The organism is Pontibacter sp. MBLB2868 (genome assembly GCF_051904785.1).
GTDB lineage: Bacteria > Bacteroidota > Bacteroidia > Cytophagales > Hymenobacteraceae > Pontibacter.
The window spans coordinates 3,733,261-3,753,846 of the sequence record NZ_CP196710.1; the positions used below are offsets into that span (position 1 = coordinate 3,733,261).

Annotated in this window: 20 protein-coding genes; 10 read left to right on the forward strand and 10 right to left on the reverse strand. The window is 46.0% G+C overall.

Annotation, left to right across the window (positions count from 1 at the left end; all coding sequences use genetic code 11):
- Positions 1-139 precede the first annotated feature (139 nt).
- Together ACSX1A_RS15955 and ACSX1A_RS15960 are read left to right on the forward strand one after the other, a co-directional pair.
- Positions 140-2,515 carry a TonB-dependent receptor gene (locus ACSX1A_RS15955; RefSeq protein ID WP_439880636.1) on the forward strand — a complete coding sequence of 792 codons (2,376 nt, stop codon included), beginning with the start codon at positions 140-142 and terminating at the stop codon, positions 2,513-2,515.
- A gap of 63 nt (positions 2,516-2,578) precedes the next feature.
- Positions 2,579-3,142 carry a hypothetical protein gene (locus ACSX1A_RS15960; RefSeq protein WP_439880637.1) on the forward strand — a complete coding sequence of 188 codons (564 nt, stop codon included), beginning with the start codon at positions 2,579-2,581 and terminating at the stop codon, positions 3,140-3,142.
- Between the two features lie 25 nt (positions 3,143-3,167).
- On the opposite strand, the gene ACSX1A_RS15965 is transcribed toward ACSX1A_RS15960, so the two are convergent.
- A complete protein-coding gene (locus tag ACSX1A_RS15965) occupies positions 3,168-3,797 on the reverse strand; it encodes a YdeI/OmpD-associated family protein (protein WP_439880638.1) in 630 nt (209 codons plus the stop codon).
- A 137-nt stretch (positions 3,798-3,934) separates the two neighbouring features.
- Between ACSX1A_RS15965 and ACSX1A_RS15970 the strand changes: the two genes are divergently transcribed.
- From ACSX1A_RS15970 to ACSX1A_RS15980, 3 genes are all read left to right on the forward strand, one after another.
- On the forward strand, positions 3,935-5,179 hold the full coding sequence (locus tag ACSX1A_RS15970; protein ID WP_439880639.1) for an MFS transporter: 1,245 nt from the start codon (positions 3,935-3,937) through the stop codon (positions 5,177-5,179).
- 178 nt (positions 5,180-5,357) lie between these two features.
- Positions 5,358-5,918 carry a hypothetical protein gene (locus ACSX1A_RS15975; protein ID WP_439880640.1) on the forward strand — a complete coding sequence of 187 codons (561 nt, stop codon included), beginning with the start codon at positions 5,358-5,360 and terminating at the stop codon, positions 5,916-5,918.
- A 157-nt stretch (positions 5,919-6,075) separates the two neighbouring features.
- A complete protein-coding gene (locus ACSX1A_RS15980) occupies positions 6,076-6,408 on the forward strand; it encodes a DUF4286 family protein (protein WP_439880641.1) in 333 nt (110 codons plus the stop codon).
- 65 nt (positions 6,409-6,473) lie between these two features.
- Here the strand turns inward: ACSX1A_RS15980 and ACSX1A_RS15985 are convergent, their stop codons facing one another.
- The 4 genes from ACSX1A_RS15985 to ACSX1A_RS16000 form a co-directional block, all read right to left on the reverse strand.
- Positions 6,474-6,944, reverse strand: coding sequence for a GNAT family N-acetyltransferase (locus ACSX1A_RS15985; protein ID WP_439880642.1), 471 nt, complete (start codon positions 6,942-6,944; stop codon positions 6,474-6,476).
- Positions 6,945-7,004: 60 nt separating this feature from the next.
- Positions 7,005-7,754 (reverse strand): acyl-[acyl-carrier-protein] thioesterase, encoded by a 750-nt coding sequence (locus ACSX1A_RS15990; RefSeq protein ID WP_439880643.1) that lies wholly within the window; start codon positions 7,752-7,754, stop codon positions 7,005-7,007.
- Between the two features lie 101 nt (positions 7,755-7,855).
- Complete coding sequence (locus ACSX1A_RS15995) at positions 7,856-8,323, reverse strand: DUF5362 family protein (RefSeq protein WP_439880644.1); 468 nt, start codon at positions 8,321-8,323, stop codon at positions 7,856-7,858.
- Between the two features lie 134 nt (positions 8,324-8,457).
- Positions 8,458-10,653 carry a prolyl oligopeptidase family serine peptidase gene (locus ACSX1A_RS16000; protein ID WP_439880645.1) on the reverse strand — a complete coding sequence of 732 codons (2,196 nt, stop codon included), beginning with the start codon at positions 10,651-10,653 and terminating at the stop codon, positions 8,458-8,460.
- A gap of 262 nt (positions 10,654-10,915) precedes the next feature.
- On the opposite strand from ACSX1A_RS16000, the gene ACSX1A_RS16005 reads away from it, so the two are divergent.
- The gene (locus ACSX1A_RS16005) at positions 10,916-11,572 is read left to right on the forward strand and encodes a 2OG-Fe(II) oxygenase (RefSeq protein WP_439880646.1); all 657 of its coding nucleotides are present in this window, start codon (positions 10,916-10,918) and stop codon (positions 11,570-11,572) included.
- 58 nt (positions 11,573-11,630) lie between these two features.
- On the opposite strand, the gene ACSX1A_RS16010 is transcribed toward ACSX1A_RS16005, so the two are convergent.
- A complete protein-coding gene (locus tag ACSX1A_RS16010; RefSeq protein ID WP_439880647.1) occupies positions 11,631-12,632 on the reverse strand; it encodes a sugar phosphate nucleotidyltransferase in 1,002 nt (333 codons plus the stop codon).
- A gap of 229 nt (positions 12,633-12,861) precedes the next feature.
- Here ACSX1A_RS16010 and ACSX1A_RS16015 point away from each other — a divergent pair, with 229 nt between their 5' ends.
- The 3 genes from ACSX1A_RS16015 (at position 12,862) to ACSX1A_RS16025 (ending at position 14,733) form a co-directional block, all read left to right on the forward strand.
- Positions 12,862-13,440, forward strand: a complete 579-nt coding sequence (locus tag ACSX1A_RS16015) for a LemA family protein (protein ID WP_439880648.1) — start codon at positions 12,862-12,864, stop codon at positions 13,438-13,440.
- Between the two features lie 71 nt (positions 13,441-13,511).
- A complete protein-coding gene (locus tag ACSX1A_RS16020) occupies positions 13,512-13,949 on the forward strand; it encodes a TPM domain-containing protein (protein WP_439880649.1) in 438 nt (145 codons plus the stop codon).
- Between the two features lie 7 nt (positions 13,950-13,956).
- Positions 13,957-14,733 (forward strand): TPM domain-containing protein, encoded by a 777-nt coding sequence (locus ACSX1A_RS16025; RefSeq protein WP_439880650.1) that lies wholly within the window; start codon positions 13,957-13,959, stop codon positions 14,731-14,733.
- A 117-nt stretch (positions 14,734-14,850) separates the two neighbouring features.
- Here ACSX1A_RS16025 and ACSX1A_RS16030 read toward each other — a convergent pair whose 3' ends face one another.
- On the reverse strand, positions 14,851-15,444 hold the full coding sequence (locus ACSX1A_RS16030) for a hypothetical protein (RefSeq protein ID WP_439880651.1): 594 nt from the start codon (positions 15,442-15,444) through the stop codon (positions 14,851-14,853).
- A 250-nt stretch (positions 15,445-15,694) separates the two neighbouring features.
- Here ACSX1A_RS16030 and ACSX1A_RS16035 point away from each other — a divergent pair, with 250 nt between their 5' ends.
- Complete coding sequence (locus ACSX1A_RS16035; protein WP_439880652.1) at positions 15,695-18,322, forward strand: ATP-binding protein; 2,628 nt, start codon at positions 15,695-15,697, stop codon at positions 18,320-18,322.
- Between the two features lie 6 nt (positions 18,323-18,328).
- Here ACSX1A_RS16035 and ACSX1A_RS16040 read toward each other — a convergent pair whose 3' ends face one another.
- The 3 genes from ACSX1A_RS16040 to ACSX1A_RS16050 form a co-directional block, all read right to left on the reverse strand.
- Positions 18,329-19,693 (reverse strand): sigma-54-dependent transcriptional regulator, encoded by a 1,365-nt coding sequence (locus ACSX1A_RS16040; RefSeq protein ID WP_439880653.1) that lies wholly within the window; start codon positions 19,691-19,693, stop codon positions 18,329-18,331.
- Between the two features lie 207 nt (positions 19,694-19,900).
- Entirely contained in the window at positions 19,901-20,113 is a 213-nt protein-coding gene (locus ACSX1A_RS16045; protein ID WP_439880654.1) for a hypothetical protein, read from the reverse strand.
- A 44-nt stretch (positions 20,114-20,157) separates the two neighbouring features.
- Positions 20,158-20,508, reverse strand: a complete 351-nt coding sequence (locus tag ACSX1A_RS16050; RefSeq protein WP_439880655.1) for a hypothetical protein — start codon at positions 20,506-20,508, stop codon at positions 20,158-20,160.
- Between the last annotated feature and the right edge of the window lie 78 nt (positions 20,509-20,586).

A 20,586-nucleotide genomic window follows, 5' to 3' on the forward strand; every position in this document is an offset into this window, starting at 1 on the left:
TAGTTGGCCAGCATAGGTACCTCTTATTCATTTATCAAGCTCCTGAAGGCTTACCCTCGCTACGTGTCCGGATTACGCCTTCATAAGTATGGCAACAGGTAGCAGTTGCTTCAGATTTTAATGCAGCGAAGACTTAATTATGCTTTCATATAAAAGAATGCCTGGCAAGGGAATATTTACTTTGCTTTTTATATTACTGGGAATACAGCCTATCCTGGCCCAGTATCATCCGCCCGCTGAACCACACGAGGAACAGGACTGCGGGCTCACCATCTCAGGGAAAGTGCTTGACCACGACTCCCGGGCAACATTAGTAGGGGCTACTGTTTATATTACTGAACTTGACAAAGCAGCTGTAGCAGACGAGTATGGGAACTATCATTTCCATCACCTGTGCCAGGGCACCTATACTTTAAAGGTAAGCTATGTCGGGTATGAACCTGAAGCTTTTACCGTCAAACTCAGTGCATCAACAGTGCGCGACCTGCAACTGCACACCGACACTAAAATGTTAAGCACTGTAGAGGTCAAAGGCAGCCGTATTCAAGAGGAGGCGCAGTCGTCGCAGACAATTTCAGGAAGAGAGCTCGAAGAGACACGCGGCCTTTCGCTGGCCCAGTCTCTTAAAGGCCTTGCCGGCGTTACTACTCTACAGACTGGCCCTACCATTGCCAAACCTGTCATACATGGCATGCACAGCAGCAGGGTATTATTACTCAACAATGGCGTACGGCAGGAAGGGCAACAGTGGGGCTCAGAGCACGCCCCGGAAATAGACCCGTTTGTGGCAACTGAGGTGAAAGTGATCAAAGGCGCAGCTGGGGTGCGTTATGGATCAGATGCCATAGGCGGTGTTGTGATCATTGAGCCTAAGGCGCTACCTGACTCTGCTGGCATAAGCGGTGAGGTCAATTTGCTGGGCACAACCAACAACCGCCAGTTTGCCACCTCGGCCACTGCCCAGGGTAAATTTCAAAAACTGCCCCTCAGCTGGCGGCTACAAGGAACCCTGAAAAAAGCGGGCAATGCCCGAACACCAGGCTATTACCTGGAGAACACGGCCTTTAACGAACAGAATTTTTCAGCAGCTTTAGGCTATAGCAGGGAAAACTTTGGCGCATCGTTATTTTACAGCCAGTTTAACACAGAGCTTGGTATACTTAAGGCAGCCCATATTGGTAATTTAACGGACCTGAACTTTGCCATAGAAAGGGGCAAACCGGTAAATGCCGACGAAGTTGAATTCACTTACGCTATTGGCAGACCTTATCAGGACGTGCAGCATCAGCTGCTAAAAGCAAAAGGCTTTATTAAAACCGGGGATGCAGGCAAACTGGAAATTGTGTATGGCCTGCAGCAAAACCGCCGGGAAGAATTTGACGTGCATAATGCCAGTACGCACCCTGCACTATACCTCAACCTGATTACGCATACTACGGAGGCCGTGTGGGAGCACACGCCTGTCAATAATTTTTCAGGTTCTGTTGGCATCAGCACAATTTACCAGGACAACACCTGGAAGTATGACGATTTTCTGCCTTACTACACCAGCATGACTGCCGGCGCATTCGCGATTGAGAAATGGCGCAAGGATAAATTGCAACTGGAAGCCGGCCTGCGTTATGACTACAAGCACCTGCTTGTGAAAATGCTCGAACAGAACAGAGATGTGGTAAAGCCAACGTATGATTTCAACAACGTGTCCGGCACGTTGGGTGCGCTATACGATGTGGGATATCATTTAACTTTAGGTGTAAGCGCTACTTCCGCCTGGCGTGCCCCAGGTGTTAACGAGCTCTTTAGCGATGGGGTCCATCATAGTGCAGCCTCCTACGAGCGCGGAAATCCGGACCTTATTTCAGAGCAGGCTTATAACTTTGAGGCTTCCGCTGATTATTACGGCAATGCCCGGTTAAATGGCAAACTCAGCGTTTACCACAACTTTATCGACAACTATATCTACCTGGCACCTCTCCCGGAACCTGTACTTACGATTAGAGGCGCTTTCCCCGCATTTCAGTATAAACAGACCAATGCTACCTTCAGCGGTGTAGACCTGAGCCTGCAATACAACCTGCTGCCAGGTTTGATGCTGAACTCTAAAACGTCAATTGTGCGGGCTAAAAACACTACAACGGATGATTTTTTAATCAATATACCCGCAGACAGGTTCGAGAACAGCCTTAGATACGAGCTTAGCCGGCAAACAAATTCAATTCTATTTAATAATACCTATATTAGCCTTGGCGGAGTTTATATGGCAAAGCAGACAAGGGTACCTGTTAAAACAGACGAAGACTATGCCCCGGCACCAGCCGCCTATTTTTTACTTAATGCTGAGGCTGGCACAACGCTGCATTTCGGGAAACAAGCTGTTGACTTTGGCATAACAGGCAGCAACCTGCTAAACACCAGTTACCGTGATTACCTGAACCGTTTCCGTTATTTTGCGGATGAAATGGGACGATTACTTATGTTCCGTATTAAAATTCCACTGGATTTCACGAAATCTTAGAGCTTTCTGATCAAATCAGCAGGTATCGCGTATTGTGAATCATTTAAATCGACTTTTATAATCATGAAGAAAATTTTCAGACCATATGCAGCCTTTTTAATGATGGGTTCCCTGTTATTTGCCGCTTCATCCTGTGGCAGTGATGACCCGGAGCCGATAGTGGAGGAGCAGGAACTTATCACCACAGTTACAATCAACCTTGTGCCTGAACAGGGAAAAGGCCAGTCCGTGTCAGCAACTTACAGCGACCCGGATGGAGTGGGAGGTAATAACCCAACCGTTAGCGCCTTAAATTTAGCACCGGGCACAACCTACCTGGCTTCCGTTAAGTTGCGCGACGATAGCCCGAATGGCGCAGGAGACCTGAACCCGGAAGTAATAGCTGAGGGTGATGAACATGAACTGTTTTACACTGTAGCATCGGGCCTTAATTTAACTGTATCTAAAACGGACCTGGATAAAAACAACCGTCCACTTGGTCTGGAGGCAACTGTAGTAACAGGTACAGCCAGTTCCGGAACCTTAAAAATCACGCTAAAGCATCAACCCGATCAAAAAGGCAACTCAAGTGATATCACAAAAGGAGAGACTGATGTAGAGGCCAGTTTCCCGGTAGTTATTCAGTAAGCTATTAACTAAAAAGGCAACCTGATCAGGTTGCCTTTTTAGTTAATCCATCTATTGCCATTTTAATTCGCTTTGCCCGGGTTTCAGGTCTCTTGGCTTCCAGCACCGCCACTACATATTCTTTTCGGTGTGTAAAGGCCAGTTTGTTAAAAGCTTCTGTTAAGCCAGCCTGCTCCAGCGCCTCCTGCATATCCTCAGGCGGCACCACTGTCTTTGTTTGCCGGTCAATACCGGGCAGGTCAATTCCGAACATCGAAGCCTGTTTCCGTTCAGACATATGTTTGAACCGAAGCATTGACCAGGTACTATCAACAGCTATCTGCCGCACCGCCTCGTATCCAAAGTCTGCAACCGTACGCCAGCCCTTATCACGTGTCAAATCTGATCTTACTCCCGATGATTTCTTGGGGTAAGCGATCCACAAGGCACCGTCAGCTTTTAAAAGTGGTACAGCCAAAGGGGCAAAGAAATCTAACTCCTCTTTGTTACGCACAAATAGTTGCACCACATCAAACGTACCAATGGCGGGTGCCTCATCCGTGTTTATAAAGGTGTATCCTTCCCCTTTTAAGGCGTTAGCGAAACCTTCAGGCGCGTTCAGCAGCAACAGAGATCCTGCTTTTTGAAGCTGCAACTTTTTCCCCAGATCTGACATAGTTTAGCGATTAAGAAACATAGCATCTTTTGATGCCTTAAATCTAATAAAATCCTTGTTGCAACCTAAACCTACGCTACCCGCTTTGCAGATTATGTAACAAAAGTTATATTTAAGGTACAGATAAGCTATCTTCTATGCCCCAACTAACTGAGCCCAAACAAAAGCACTATCTTTTTAATGCATCTGTAATAGTTGCAGCCTTAGGTTATTTTGTAGATATCTATGACCTGGTACTTTTCAGCATTGTCCGGATTCCAAGTTTAAAGGATCTCGGTGTAACCGGCCAGACCAACCTTCTGGACCAGGGGGTAATACTCCTGAACATGCAAATGATCGGGATGCTGCTAGGAGGTATTGCCTGGGGTATACTTGGTGATAAAAGGGGCAGGCTTTCTGTTTTGTTCGGTTCCATCTTTCTCTACTCGGTTGCCAATATTATGAACGGCTTTGTTAGCAGCATACCTATGTATGCTTTTCTAAGGCTGGTGGCGGGCATAGGCCTGGCCGGAGAACTTGGGGCAGGCATTACGCTTGTTTCGGAAGTTCTCCCGAAGGAGAAACGCGGTTACGGCACAATGGTAGTTGCCACTATTGGCATATCCGGCGCTATACTTGCCGGTGTGGTTGGTGAGCTATTTGGCTGGCGTACAACATACTTTATTGGTGGCGGCCTGGGTTTATTTCTGCTCTTCCTGCGTGTAAGCGTTTACGAGTCGGGGATGTTTAAGAACCTGAAAAAAGCACAGGATGTTACACGTGGAAATTTCCTGAGTTTGTTCACTAACTGGCGTCGGTTCTGGAAATATGCCAAATGTATACTGATTGGTGTGCCGATCTGGTATGTGGTAGGAATCCTGATCACTTTCTCGCCTGAGTTCGGTATTGCTTTAGGAATGAAGGAACCTGTATCTGCTGCCAAAGCCGTTTCTTTTTGTTACCTCGGCCTGGTCTTCGGCGACTTTGCCAGTGGCTACCTCAGTCAGCGTTTCAGGAGCAGGCGCTATATTGTTGTGGCCTTTTTAATAGTTACAGCTGTTTTTATTGGTATTTACCTTTTTGGCCATTCGTTTAAGCTGAACACGTTTTATATAATTTGTGTGATGTTAGGGCTTGGCAGCGGGTATTGGGCTGTATTTGTTACCATTGCCGCTGAACAGTTCGGGACAAACATTCGCGCCACAGTTACCACAACTGTTCCCAATTTTGTGCGTGGCGCTGTAGTACCTCTCACCCTCTCGTTCAGCTATCTTAAGGACGGGGTAGGGCTTGTTCCAGGCGCTTTGATACTAGGTGCTTTAAGCCTTGCCATAGCTCTCTTTTCCATTCTCTCCTTAGAGGAAACTTACGCCAAAGATCTGGATTACATGGAGCCAGTTTAAGAGGTCTGGTTCAGTGATGTATTGCCGCACTAAACCCCGGAAACTAAAGTATAAACTATTGACTCAAAACAACTTACCAGACATCGGCTAATACAAGAATATGATCCTTTAACACAACTTAAATATTGTAAAGCATGTATATAAAGTATAGAGTTTCACTATAAATATAGCCATGCTTATGAATAAAACATTTACTCCAAAATTTTCCGATTATACCTTATTAGCTTTCATGTTCTTTGCTTTTGCACTAGGCTCCTGTTCGACCCATGTTGAGCAGGAAGTAAAAAGCACGGCATCAGAACCTGAAGCTGTAGCAGCCGAACAAACCACATCTGTAACGGTGGCTGCCATAGAAAAATCATCTGATGAGGTATACTTCGACCTGATTGCAAAAACTACTAACTGCCTCGGTGAAGACCTATGGCTCGGAGGCAAGCTGGAAAGCACCGACAAAGTAACGTTTAGCAATTCAGGAGCTATTTCTAAAACTAAAGCTTACAAAGTAACAGAGTTAACTGCCACAGGTCTAAACACCAACAACAGCTACCTGGTTAACAATAACGCCGGCACCCTATGGGCCAAATACGATGAGAAAGGGGTTATCTACTTACAGTTAAGCGAAGGTAAAATGCAGTTAAAGGCATATCCGAGTGCAACTCCGGTAGTGGTGGCTTATCAGCCTAACCCCCAGGATGGAGAACGCCCTGACGGCACCCTTGGCCGCTGGAGCTGCCAGTAAAAAACCTTATGACCACCTTAAAAGCTGCGGCCACCCTAAACGGGGTGGCCGCAGCTTTTAAAACAGTTGTAGTGCATGTTTGGCATAGCTCAGCCTACTACTACACTATTTTAAACGTACCTTTCTTTAAAGCAATGTGTATTTTGTAAATTTGGGCATGATATTATACAACGTAACCGTAAGTATTGACACAAATGTGGCCGAGGATTGGCTGCAATGGATGAAGGAAGTGCATATTCCGGAAGTAATGAGCACGGGTTACTTTTTGGGTAATCAGATTTGCCGGGTAATGGGTGATGAGGACACCGGGGGTATGACCTATGCGGTACAATATACCTGCCGCAGCGTAGAGGACCTGCAGGAGTACCAGCGCGAACATTCTCCAGAGTTACAGCAGAAGGTAAACGAACGTTATGCCGGCCAGTACGCCTCGTTCAGGACCATGCTGGAGGTGGTAGGGGTAAATGTAGAACGTCCGGAAGAAAAGTAATTCAGAATAAAGGGAAACTACGGCCTTCATATAGGCATGAACGCAGTTTCCCTTTGCCTGCTGCGCTATATGCTATAATCCTGTATCTGCTGCTCCGTCATGGTGCAGTTGATCCATTGCCCATCCAGTTCAGCGCCTATTGCATTGTAAAAGGCAATAGCTGGTTCGTTCCAGTCCAGCACCTGCCACCTGAAACGTTTTGCCCCGGTTTCCTTGGCTTCCTGGGCTACTGCGTTAAACAATTTCTTGCCTATACCGCCACGGCGTAAACGCTCTGTTACAACCAGATCTTCAAGATAAATGGTTTTCCCTTTCCAGGTAGAGTAAGCTGTGTAATATAAAGCAATACCTACTATCCCCTCCTCTGACTCTGCTACAAAGAACTTGAAGATCGGGTTCTCACCGAAACCATCCCGCTGCATCTCTTCAAGTGTGTTAGTTACTTCCTCTGGCGCACGTTCATATACTGCCAACTCCTGTATTAAGCCAAGTACCTGCGGAAGGTCATCAATTATTCCTTTTCGTATCTGTATCATTTACTCTTTAATTGCGGATTTTAAATTCTGGATGCAAAGCTACTTAGCCAAAGCCAGATTTTAAACATTTATACTCCATATCGTTTTGGCCTGCACCAGTTCTTTGCCTGTATCCTGGCTTGTGAGCCGGTGCAGCATGGCATTACTACTGTCGTCACTTTCCCCTGCCTCTGATAGAACAATATCGCCGAGCATGCTCTCAGACTTAAATATGATGTCTGCTTCCTGTAACTGACGCTCCAGCACCTCAGCCGGCAGCGTATCGAGTAACCACTGCAGATAGCGGGTGTTTGTAACATGGCGGTTCAGGTCTATGTCGTGCCAACGAACAGGCATTAGCTGCTTGTACTGTACCTGCTGCAATGGTGGCAATTTGCCTTTAGCAAAAGGTAATGGCTCCTGCCCGGGCACTACCTCCAGGGCTGCAATAAAATCCGGCACCGACACCAACTGGCGTTTTACCACATCCATCACCAGCCATACGCTGGTTGCCTGCCCCAGCAGCGCCCCATCAGAGCTATATATCCGAAAATCCCGGTGCATAAAAACACGCTCCCTGCCAGATGCCCAGGTCGTGACGTTTATACTATCGCCATGCTTTGGATAGCGGAACATTTCAATGCGTATGCGCTGAAGTACCCAGGTCAGCCCCCGCTCCAGCAGCTCATACATCGAAATGCCTAACGATGATGTATTCTCCCAGGCGGCTTCCTGCATATAATTGACCAGAACCGGCAACGTAACCTGCCCCTTATAGTCTACTTCGCTCGAACGCACTTTAAAATCCGTCGCTCCTCCTGTTGATCGCATAGCTATTGGGTTAGTGGCTTGCTAAGTTAAAAAGAAATAAAAACAAATGGCACACCTCGCTTAAGGTGTGCCATTTGCTCAAGAAAGAATTTTAAAGTCGTTTACATCATCGCTCCAACTCCAAACCCGATCATCATAAAGATAAGCCCGAGCGCATAGATCCCAAAGAACACTATGGTTAAGATCCCTACAAACTTAAGCAGGGACTTCAGGTTTTTAAAAGATTCAGCTATCACATTCTCACTTTGCAGGCGCAAAGCATCCTGCATTTTTGAGGAGAACTTGTAGAGGTACAGCACCGGGAAAAAGTAGAGCAGGGCAAAAACAATGTAGAACACTGCAAAGAATGCTCCTCCTGCAAAATTAGTATCGCCATCAAGTTCATTCATCATCGGGCCAAAAAAAGAACCTGCGAAAAAAGCGAAAAGCACAGTAAGGCCAATCATAACAAACCCGACAATGGCTAAAAACTTACCCCATTTTGCCGCGCTGCTCAAGAAACTGGCAGAATCATTATTGATGATTAATAACTGAGTTGAAGGTGTGTTGTTGTAAAATTCTGCTTCCATAGATACTATTGTTTGAAATATATAGCAAAATATCTAAAATTTTGAATATAACCTATATGCCTGTAAGATTATAAAAAAATAGCCGCATGCCTGGCTTCAGGACATGCGGCTACCTGCAGAGGAAGTAATACTACTTACTGAGCTTGCTGGTAAGGATTTACGCCCATGTTTTTATAGATAAAAGCATACGTATCGGCATATTCCTGGATAACCAAAGAGGTTGGCTTACCAGCACCATGGCCGGCACGCACATCTACTCTGATCAGGTATGGATTACCCGGAGCAGCTTTCTGCTGTAGCTCAGAAATAAATTTAAAGGAGTGGGCCGGCACTACCCGGTCATCGTGGTCGGCTGTTTTTACCAGCGTTGCCGGATACGTTACCCCTTCTTTAATATTGTGCAGCGGCGAGAAGGCGTATAGATTCTTGAACTGCGCTTCGTTATCAGAAGAGCCATACTCTGGTACCCATGCCCAGCCAATAGTAAACTTATGGAAACGCAACATATCCATAACACCCACGGCAGGTATGGCCACTTTTGCCAGGTCAGGTCGTTGGGTCATGAAGGCACCTACCAGCAAACCACCGTTTGAGCCACCAGCCACGGCCAGTTTCTCGGATGAAGTATACTTCTGGTCGATCAGGTATTCAGCTGCGGCAACAAAGTCGTCGAACACATTTTGCTTATTTGGCGTCATGCCGGCTTTGTGCCAGTCTTCGCCATACTCGCCACCGCCACGCAAGTTAGGCATCGCGTACACGCCGCCGTTCTCGAGCCACAGCATGTTAGCAATACTAAAGCTTGGTGTCATAGAGATATTAAAACCTCCATAGGCGTACAGGTAAGTAGGATTTGTGCCATCCAGTTTCAGGCCTTTCTTGTGCACAATAAACATAGGCACTTTTGTACCATCCTTCGAAGTATAAAATACCTGCTTCGTTTCAAAGGCATCAGTGTTTACATTTACTTCTGTTTTGCGGAACTGGGTTACTTTGTTGTTCGGAATATCGTAACGGTAAATTGTTGGCGGATACGTGAAGGAGGTAAAAGTAAAGAACACTTCATTATCATCCTTGTCACCGTTAAAGCCACTTACTGTACCTAAAGTTGGTAGTTGTACTTCGTTTAGCTGCTTGCCGGCCTGGTCATAAACAACTACCTGGCTGGTGGCATCTTTCATGTAAGTCACAATAATACGATTACCTACAGAAGACGCGCTCTGAATAACTTTATCAGACTCAGGCACCACCACTTTCCAATTCTGCTCCTGCGGCTTTTTCGGGTCTAACAATACCAGGCGGTAACGCGGCGCGTTCTTGTTGGTCATCACAAGTAGCTTATCCCCAAAGTTATCCACTACGTTGTACTCACTCTCAAAATTATCGATGATCGGCTTGATCGTTGCCTTCGGATCCTTCAGGTCTTTATAGTATAATGCATTGGCACCACTTGCCCCCTCAGAAGCATTCAGGATCAGGAAACGCTCATCATCAGTAGTCTGGCCATAAAAATTACGCTGCGCATGTGCCTTGTCCTCATATACCAGCTTATCCTGACCCTGCTGTGTGCCTATTTTGTGATAGTATACTTTGTGATACTCGTTTTTATTGGCCAGTTTATTCCCCTCCGTAGGAGCATCGTAGCGGCTGTAGAAGAAGCCATTTTTGTACCAGCTCGGGCCAGAGAACTTCACCCACTCTACCTGGTCGTCCAGCTTCTTGCCGGTTGCGGTTTCCATTACGTGGTATGTATTCCAATCGGACCCTCCGCTGGCAGTACCGTAAGCCAGGTACTTGCCATCTTCAGAAAACTCCAGGGCAGTAAGAGCCACAGTTCCGTCTTCGCTCAGCTTATTTGGGTCGAAGAATACTTTCGGTTCAGCCTCCAGGCTCTCCTGTACATACAGTACACTTTGGTTCTGAAGTCCATCGTTTTTAAAGAAATAATACTTACCTCCCTCTTTAAATGGCGCTCCATACTTAGGGTAATTCCATATTTCGGTAAGGCGTTTCTTAATATTATCTCTGAAGTCAATACTGTTCAGGTAGTTTTGAGTTACCTCGTTCTCCTCTTCAATCCACTCCTCAACCTCTTCTGTATGCGTCTCTAACCAACGGTAAGGGTCTGCAACCTGTGTGCCGAAGTAGTTATCTACCTGGTCTACTTTCTTGGTATCGGGGTAATCTAAGTTTAATTCTTCTTTAGCCTCTACTGTGGCTGTAGTTGTTTCTGTTGTCATGCCAGTGGCAGTTGTATCGTTTTGTGTTGATTTGCAGGCCGACACAGCCGTTAAGCCGCCTGCAAGCAGTAATACTGTCGTTTTTTTCATAATGGCTTTGCCTGATAAATTTGAGTTTAGCTAAAAAGCAATAAAACAAGATACGCAAATTGGCTTACTTTGCACAACTATCCCTTCACTACTGCCTGCTACGGCTTCTTTTCTAACTGGCGCACAGGCAGTTAAACCGGCAAATTCTTCTGCTAAAACCGAACCAAACGATAAGTTTTAATAGTACTTTTGCCAAATTCAAACTAAAAAAAGCAGCCATAAAGGGTATTTACAAGTATAGCCCCTTACATACGTATGCATCATGACAGAAGAGCTGGAAGACGAAAGATTACTGCAAAAGTTTGAACAGATAGCAGACAGGCTATCTGAGAAAGGCTATGCCATTGTAGATAATTTCCTGGAACCACAGGAGGTGCGTGACCTACTGGATGTACTGACGCTTCATCAGGAGCAGGGTACTTTTAAAAAAGCGGGCATCGGTACCGCCGACCAGTTTACGGTGGATAAACAGGTGCGAGGTGACTATATACGCTGGATTGAGCCGGCGCAGGCTTTGCCGCCAACGCAGGTTTTCCTGGACCGCATGAACGAGGTGATGCGCTACATAAACCGCACGTGCTTTTTAGGGCTGAAAGATTACGAGTTTCATTTCACCGTTTATCCCCCGGGCACTGTCTACCAACGTCACCTCGACCAGTTTCAGGTAAACGACCACAGGCGCCTTTCTTTTATCTGTTACCTGAATGAGGACTGGTTGCCGGAGCATGGTGGAAACCTGAGGTTATACCTCCCTAAAGAGAACGGAGCTGAAGAAGAGATTGACATTCTGCCGATTGCCGGACGATTGGCCTGTTTCCGTGCCGATATGATTCCACACGAAGTGCTCGCCGCTAACCGCCACCGCTACAGCTTAACCGGCTGGATGCTGGACCAGTTAAACGACCTGACGTTTTTGTAAAACAGCCACTTGTATCCGGATACAGGACTTTCATATAAATTTCCAGCGTCCTTAAAAGTTACTGCCCGAAATTGATCTCTGTGCTGTCGCCAATATTCAGGCTATGGCTGAAGCCTTTAAAAGTGGCGTCGCTGCCAATAATGGAATCCTGCATAACAGCAAAACGCAGTTCAGAAAAAGACCCGATGATGGAGTTGCTCAGGATGCAGTTGGTAATGGTTGTATTATCGCCGATGGCAACGTTGGGGCCAATGATTGAATTGGTGATGGTGCAATCTTCGCCGATGCTAACCGGAGGTATTATGATGCAGCCAGGGCATTTATTGCTATAATCACGCTCACGGAAGTGTGGCCGAGCCAGCAATGTAGCATTTGCCTCTAATAACGTATCTTTCTTACCGCAGTCGAACCAGTGGTCTACGCTCCAGGTTACCATCTTCTCACCATTCTTGATCATGTGCATCAAGGCATCTGTCAGGTGGTACTCACCCTGCGTGCGCAGGTCTTCGGTAATAATATGCTCTAAAGACGCAACCAGTTGTTTGGGATGTATGATTTTGTAAAGGCCTACCAATGCAAAGTTAGACTTCGGTATCTTAGGCTTTTCTACCACCTTCACGATATACTCGTCGTTACCCACCTCGGTAACACCAAATAAAGAAGGCTTGGATACTTTCTTAACGCCTAACACGGAGGTTGGTGCATCTATTACTGCTTTCAGATCGACATCTACTATCGCATCGCCAAGCATGATCAGCACACTCCCATCATCTTCAAAAGTATGACGCGCGATCCAAAGTGCATGTCCGAGCCCCTCTCTAGGCTCCTGCACTACAAAAGTGGCTTTTACAGCAGGATATTTCTGCCTGACATACTGTTCTACTTTTTCGCCAAGGTAGCCGATAATGAAAACAAAATCATCAATACCCGCCTCTAACAGCTTTTCTATGATGTGCCCAAGTATAGTGTTGTCTGCTACAGGCACCAGCGACTTGGGCTGCGTATGAGTATGCGGCCTAAGCTTTGATCCAACTCCTGCAACGGGTATAACTGCTTTCATACACTATGCTTTTCCTGCAATATATTGAATAATAACTGCAAATTAAAGTACAAACTTGCTAACCTTCTGATTAAAACCCGTTACAAGACTGTGTTATCTTAACTATATATAGCATCCTGTTAATTTTTTCATATTTATTCCTTCTTCCTAACATGAGTTTACTAAATTCGTACTCATAGGGGCCCAATGGGCCAATCATAACGTATAGTACACACATATACCCCGAACCATGAAAAAATTGTTTTTTTATCTTATTGGCTTTGTAATTCTGGCATCTCAATCATCTTGTGGCTACAACACAATGGTAGCAAAAGATGAAAATGTAGAAGCCGCCTGGGCAAATGTTCAGAATGCATACCAACGCCGTGCTGACCTGGTACCTAACCTCGTGAACACAGTGAAGGGAGCCGCAAACTTTGAAAAGAGCACGCTTACTGACGTCATTGAAGCCCGTGCAAAGGCAACCAGCGTAAACATTAGTCCTGATAACCTTACCCCTGAAAACATACAGCGCTTCCAGCAGGCGCAGGGTGAATTAAGCGGTGCCTTAAGCCGGTTACTGGTTTCAGTAGAACGTTATCCTGAACTTAAAGCAAATCAGAATTTCCTGGAGCTACAGGCCCAGTTGGAAGGTACGGAAAACCGAATTTCGGTAGAGCGGCGAAAGTTTAACGAAACGGTGCAGGATTATAACTCTTACATCAGGTCCTTTCCACGCAATCTGATAGCCGGCATGTTCGACTTTGAGAAGAAAGGTTATTTTGAGGCCGATGCAGGCGCTCAGTCTGCCCCAACGGTAGAATTTTAACTGAGCTCCAGCTGTGAAAAGCTGCTTTAAAAAGCCAGACTAGTTTAACAGATAAGCTAACCATTGACACGATGCCCAAAGACACGATTACACCCGCTGATGAAGCAAAAATAATGGCTGCCATCAAAGAAGCAGAGACTAACACATCTGGTGAGATACGGGTACACATAGAAAGTAATTGCAAAGGCAATGTGCTGGATCGGGCCACAGAAGTATTTGCAGACCTGCAAATGCATAAAACTGAACTGCGCAACGGCGTACTTTTCTATGTGGCTCTCGAAGATCACGAATTTGCCGTGCTGGGTGATGCAGGTATTAATGCCACTGTGCCAGAACATTTCTGGCAAGAAATTACAGCAGAGGTGATCAGGCAGTTCAAAGAGAATAAGTATGCCGAAGGTCTTACAACGGGTATTTTGATGGCCGGAAAGCAGCTTAAAGCCCACTTTCCGTACAACCGCCACACAGATATTAACGAGCTTGACGACGATATTTCGTTTGGCGAATAATTTATACATGAAGCACTCCATCTTACTTTTTTACTTCTGCTTTCTGAGCGTATTGGCTTTAGGTCAAAACAGTGATTTCCCTCCTAAGCCAAATCCGCCACGCCTGGTAAACGACCTGGCAGATATGCTGACCGCCAAGGAAGAAGCAGCCCTGGAGCAGAAGCTGACAAATTACAGCGACACAACTTCTACGCAAATAGCGATCGTTACCATAACCTCTATCGGTGGCTATGACCCAAATCAGTACGCCGCTGAGTTAGGCCAACTCTGGGGAGTGGGCACAGGTAAGTATGACAACGGCCTGATCATACTTGTTGCCAAAGACGAACGTAAAGTAGCGATACAGACTGGTTATGGAATGGAAGAATATGTGCCCGATGCACTGGCCAAGCGCATCACCGAACGTACTCTAAAACCGGCTTTTGCACAAGGCGAGTTTTACCAGGGCCTTGACAAAGCAACAAGTCTCATTATTGACCTTGCCAGTGGCGCCTATCAGGCAGATCCTGAAGCAATGGGAGAGGACGAAAAAGGGCCTTCGCTGTTCTTCATCATTATCATTGTGATACTGGTTGTTATAGTGCTTTCCAGAATGGGAGGCGGCGGCGGCCGGGGTGGTCGCAGAGGCTATTCGCGTACGTTTGGCGGGCCTGTTATCGTACCCGGGGGCTTTGGCACTTTCCGCTCCGGAGGAGGTATGTTTGGCGGCGGTGGAGGCGGAGGAGGCTTCGGCGGCTTTGGAGGTGGCGGCTTCGGTGGTGGAGGGGCCAGCAGCAGCTGGTAGACAAGCGCGTTACTAAAACAGCACTCCTATAAAGTTAAAAGGGCATCGGAAACACTGTTTCCGATGCCCTTTTCTATTCAACCTAAATTTCAATAAAGGCTACCGTCTTTTGAAGTACTAACCACCTATTATACTTATTACTAAAGCCATGTAAACTACGCTCACTACAGCTGCTCCTGCACCAAACCCGGCTGCAGCCTTCCCTATTTTTCGCTTTTTGGCTTGCCTCATGTAGGTTTCCCGGTACACAGGTTCTTTTAACAAATAGCTGTTAGGGTTATAGTCTGAATTAACGTTAGGGGGAACTGCAGACATAACTGCACCTGTTACCAGACCCGCAGCAGGATGTAAAATAGTGGACCCGAGTGTAGTCCAGAATACTCCTCTCGCCTTATAATATGCGTTGGCATCTAGTTTCGCCTGCAAACGTAGTTCTGCCTGCTCCGCAACACTGGTGCGTTCATCAATAAAGGTTTTCTCAGCCAACGCCTCCGGGCCTTCTGTAGCTGTTAGTTTCAGCTGCGCCACCTCCTGCCGCGACATGGCCAGCATTGGCCCCTCCATATCACTAAAGTATCGGTAATGGATTGAATCGGTACTCAGATTGACAATACGGCCAATTACCTGTTCTCCATTTTTCTTCACAATTATGTCCTGTGCCCATCCAGCTGAAGAGGCCAGCGACAGTAAAATTAATAGTAGATTTCTCACATGCAGTACCATATATCACTTATAACATTTTTGATATTCCAAGGCTGATCTCCTTAAGTATCTTGACTTCGAAATATTTAAACGTAATTATAAAATATATGGATATATAAATTTTATATTACCTTATTACTATATACACTTAAAATTTAGCAGACACACTTTTTAGCAGTTTTGTAATCATTTTAAGTTAAATGGCGTTGTAGTATTTTATCTTTTACCCAGAAACGATTAGCCAAAGAAAGACCAGTTAATGAAGTTGTTCGGAGATAGTATTAAAGCAAAAGTAGTAGTAGGTTTTGGCCTTGCCTTAAGTTTGGTCGTTTTTGCGATCTACCTTACCTACGCTAGTTTTACACAGCTGCTACACTCGGTTGACGTGCTTTCGGAACCGAACAGAAAGCTCAATAGCCTGCAACATACTTTGGCAACTATATCGGCGGCTGAGAGTTCGATCCGGGCTTATACGCTTACCACTAAACAAGAACACTTCAAGGAGTACATCAATCACCTGGACTCCATAGAGGGGCAGTTGGATACGCTACAGGCCCTCATGAAGTATAGCCCTGGCGAGCTGGCACAAGTAGATTCAATAGCCACATTGCTACAGGCAAAGCAGGAGAGCCTCCAAAACTTCATTGCACTTAAAAAAGAGCAGAAAAGCTTAGACCTGCCCGGCAAAGCCATGCGACAAATCGCCTCCTCAGCAGAGGAAAAGCCTTTGTCTACTACTATAAAGCAACATACCACAACTACAATCTCAGATAGACTCACCCTGAAGAATAATGGGGATAGCGAAGAGCCTGCCCGGGCACAGGAGCAGCCTAAAGAAGAAAAGAAAGGTTTCTTTAGTAAACTGTTCTCCAGGAAAGATAAAGATGAAAAGCAGCCTGAGGCTCCTCCGGAAGTGATCATACCTGAAATTAATGTCACCCGCGAAGTAGAAGTAGATACTAACAGAATAACATCACCTGTAGCGCCCCTGGCCAAAGTGCGCCGTATTCTGCACAATGTGCAGCGGGAGGCGGAGCAGAAAGCAGAGCAGCTACAGGCAAAGGAGCTGGCCCTGTTACAGCAGGACAAGCATATCATGGATCAGATCCGGTCTATGATGTATGAACTGGAGCGCAACGAGCTGGAGAAATCCATTGAGAACTCTGCCAGGGCTCGCGTGGTGGCAAAAGATACATCCATGGTGCTTCTGCTGGTGGGTATAGGAGGCTTAGGTGGCGGTATCGCTTTCATCCTGCTCATCCTCCGCGATATTACCCGCAGTAACAACTATCGCTCTAAACTGATAAAGGCACAGAAAGAAGCTGTTCAGCTTGCCCGTGCCAAGGAGGCCTTTGTAGCAAACATGAGCCATGAGATGCGTACGCCACTAAATGTTATACTTGGCTTTACCCAACAGCTGCATCACACCCCCCTTAAAATACAGCAGCAGGAACATGTGCAGGCTATCAACGGCGCTGGTCAGCACTTGTTGCACATTGTGAATGATGTGCTGGATCTTTCTAAAATTGAAGCTGGAAAGTTAAGCATTAACTCTACCTCGTTCAGCATGCAAGAACTCCTGGTAGAGGTAAAACAAGCTTTCTCTTTGAAGGCTTCCAGCAAAAGTATAGACTTCCGTTGCCACTTAGGTGATGCCATGCCAGATGCCTTACAGGGTGATGCGCTTCGTATCAAGCAGATACTTTTTAACCTGATAGACAATGCGATCAAGTTCACACACCAGGGCCAGGTGAGTGTAGATGTTAATTTATTGAGCCAGCGCCGGAGCCGGGTTGTTACGAGTATAACTGTGTCTGACACGGGTATTGGCATCCCTCAAAATAAAGTGCAGCACATTTTTGGTGAATTTAATCAAGCCGACAACACCATTTTACGAAAGTATGGCGGCACCGGGCTTGGCCTGTCCATTAGTAAAAAACTAGTAGAAATGCAGGGCGGAACACTATCCGTAAAAAGTGAGCAGGGCACCGGTACTACCTTTACAATTGTGTTGCCGCTCCTGAAGGCAACAGCAAGTACAGTTGCGACGGTAAAGGCCGCACCGGTAACCAAATCATTCCATGGTTTTAGCGCACTGGTTATTGATGATGATGCCTACAGCCGCACCCTTGGCGAACTGATGCTGAGCAGATGGGGGATGCAGGTTTATCTGGCAAATGATGGTCAGGAAGCACTGGAACTGGTAAAGAAAAATAAGTTTGATGTCGTGCTTACGGATATTCAATTGCCGGGAGTAAGTGGTAAAACGGTAGCCCGAGCCATCCGGAAACACGATAAAGAAGTGCCTATACTTGCCGTTACTGCAAATATACTTAGCAATGACCCTGACTTTTTCAAAGGGTCAGCCATTGCGGGTTACTTGCTGAAGCCATTCACAGAAATGGAGCTTCACCTGAAACTACAGGAGGTATTGCCAACTTCAGGGCCACCTGTTACTGAAGTGCCTGAACCAGAACATGACGCCCAGCAAGGTGGGCTTTGCTCTGATTCGTCTGAGCTATACAGCCTATCCGAAATGCGCGCCTTTACCGGCGATGATAATGCTACACTGGCTGCTGTGCTGGAAGTTTTGCTAAATGATCAGAAACAGAACCTGCTACAGCTGAAGGCAGCTGCTGCGGAAGTAAATTGGGTAGCGGCTGCAAATGTTGCTCATAAAATGCTCACTGCCTTTAAGCACTTACAGGCACATACAGTCACGCCAGGCCTACAGCAACTGGAGCAGGTACTGCATGTACCAGAAATCGAAACTAAAGAACTACCTGCCGTAGCAGCAGATATCCTTATAAAGGCAAACAAAGTTTTGATTGAATTGCAGCAAGAGCAAACGCAATTGAAGGAGCTGGCCGCTCAGCCTACTGTTTAGCAGTAACTAGGCTTCAATGTTATATAGTTTAAGCTTGTTGTAGAGCGTCTTGCGGTCTATGTTAAGCAAACGGGCTGCTTTGGCCTTGTTGTACTTTACCTTTTCAAGCATTTTCAGGATCATTTCCCGCTCATTGCGCTCATGTATACTTTTCAGGTCTGTTTCTTCACCTATAAGCTGTGGCTTAGCAGGCTGCCCCTCTTTTGTGGGTGCAGCAGTATACGTTACCACCTCTGATGGCAACACTTGCAAAGTTATATATTGTGATTTTGTTAATAATACGGCCCGCTTTACCACATTCTTAAGCTCGCGCAGGTTACCGGGCCAGCTGTATTTAAGCAGTGCCTCCTCTGCAGCAGCATCAAAACCAAGCACTTGCTTCTCCATTTCCTCATTTGCCTGCCCGAGGAAATGCCTTGCAAAGATCACAACATCACCATTCCGATCACGCAACGGAGGAATATTAATCTTAAATTCATTCAGACGGTGATAGAGGTCTTCCCTAAATAAGCCGTTAGACACAGCCTGTACCAGATCCTCGTTGGTTGCGGCTATGACCCGTACATCCACATCCTGGTCTGTAGTACTGCCTACCTTGCGAACTTTGCGTTCCTGAAGCGCCCGCAATAACTTTACCTGTACCTCATAAGGCAGATTGCCTATCTCATCCAGAAACAACGTGCCACCCTCAGCAGCCTCAAACTGCCCCTGTTTGTCTTTTTCGGCACCTGTAAATGCACCTTTCACATATCCAAACAACTCACTGCCAGCCAGCTCCCTGGACAGCGTACCACAATCTATAGCTACAAATGGTTTTTTATGGCGCTTGCTGTTCTGGTGAATAGTGCGGGCAACATATTCTTTACCTGTGCCACTTTCACCTTCCAGTATAACCGACAGGTTAGTGGGAGCCACTAATGCGATAAATTCATCTATCTGAGCTGCTTCTTTGCTTTGCCCGTGCACAAACTGAGCGCTGGACTCGGGTGCTGTTTTCGCCTCTTCACCTGGTCGCTTCTGCAGGGCATTCTGAATAAGCAGCAGCGTTTCATCCGGATTGATCGGTTTTGTGATATACTCAAAGGCGCCCATCTTAATGGCTTTCACAGCAGTTCTGATATCGGCATAATGGGTCATCAGAATAACAGGTACCTTATCGTTCAGAACTTTTACCTGCATCATTAACTCAAGTCCGTCTTTATCAGGAAGCCTAAAGTCAGTCAGGATCACGTCAAAGTTACCATCCCTGACTTTCTGCAGTCCTTCTGTGGCAGTATATGCCACCTCTACCTCATACTGCTGCCTTTGTAAAAAGGCCCGGAGCATCAGGCAGAAAGCTGGATCATCATCAATTAGAAGAATCTTTGGCATATTCAGAAGCACAATTACCAGCCGGCAAAATGGCTGTAAGAGCTACCTTGTAACGACTGAAACCGCCGAATTGTTCGCTACCTATTCAAACTCAAATAAACATCCGGCTTATTGACTGGCACAGGCATAAAAAAGAAAAAGCCCCCGCGCCAACGGAAGCTTTCCCTTAATAACTTATATATTGAATGGCTTAGCCAGGTAGTAGCTTTAACAGATTGAAACCTGCTGATTATTAATCTTTCGGTTTTTAAAAGTACTCGCTGCTATACTAAGTATCTGCTGCTTTCCTTTTATCTGTTTTGCTAACTTTTTCTGCCCGGGAGGAGCATTTTGCCTTGCCCCGCTCTGTGCCTGTACATCCGTCACTATTGTGAGGCCGTACAGTGCAAAGGCAGCAGCTATAACATTCTTTTTTCTCATGTAAAAAGCTTAATACGTTTAGATATACTTTATCTTTTAAGATCTCATTTCCTGCCTGCCATAACCTTACCTTCTGCATCAAATCGGGCAATAGCTTTTTTCTGCTCAGCGTTAGTGAAGTGTACTTCATATGTGGCTTCTGCAACTTCTGCATCTGGAGCTACTTTGTACACTTCACTAACCTGCCACTCCTTCAGTGCATCACTTTTAAGTATCTGCTTCACAGCATCTGGCAATGCATCGGCTGCGATGGGCTGTTTACTTACTTCTTGCTGTGGCTGCGCTGTAACTTGTGGCTGCTGAATAGAATTTGACTCTACGGATTGTGCTTTGGCTATAGTTGAAAATAATCCTATGGATGCAAATGCAAAGGCATAAACAATTGTCTTTTTCATGTTTTATTTATGTGTACTAATGTTTAAGGTGAGATAACCGTTAAAGTCTGTTCCCTATATGTCAGAACCGTGCCAGAT